Here is a 705-nt window from a genome sequence, read left to right on the forward strand (position 1 = left end):
GGATTACAGCTTTACACTTCTGGAAGCAACCTATCTGGAACGGACCGGTCTCCGCTTTGAGCCATCCGATTATGTTTCCTTTGGTTTGACTGATAAAAATGGACTCCTGACCAATGCCGGAAAACTCATGACCGATCAGCACACGGTTTATAACTCCCGTATGTTCTGTACCCGGTGGAATGGCTTGGAAAAAGGCTCTATCTTTGATGATGCGCTGGACGATAAAGAATACGAGGGAAATTTAATTTATTTACTGAACAGCGGCAGTGAATTTATTCGCAATAATTCCAAAGTCCGTTTTGTCAAAAAGGCACAGTATCGTGTAGACAAACCGGATTATGCTGAACGAGCTGTGACAGAGGCTCTTGTCAATGCGCTTATCCATCGTGATTATATTGTGCTTGGCAGCGAAATCCATATTGATATGTTTGATGATCGGGTGGAAATCACATCTCCGGGCGGTATGTTTGGCGGTGGATCAATTCAGGAATATGATATTTACAGTATCCGTTCCATGCGGCGAAACCCTGTCATTGCTGACCTGTTCCATCGCATGAAGTACATGGAACGCCGTGGAAGTGGCCTACGCAAAATCGTCAGTGAAACCGAAAAGCTGCCTGGATACACAGAGGCATATAAGCCCGAATTTTCCTCAACAGCGACAGATTTCAGAGTCATCTTGAAAAATGTAAACTACAACTTAGA

1 protein-coding gene is annotated in these 705 nt (G+C 44.3%); it reads left to right on the forward strand.

Annotation, left to right across the window (positions count from 1 at the left end; genetic code table 11):
* On the forward strand, positions 1-705 hold a 705-nt coding region (locus tag NE664_12585), incomplete at both ends, for an AAA family ATPase (GenBank protein ID MCQ4727473.1).

This window comes from Anaerotignum faecicola (assembly GCA_024460105.1).
Classification (GTDB): domain Bacteria; phylum Bacillota; class Clostridia; order Lachnospirales; family Anaerotignaceae; genus JANFXS01.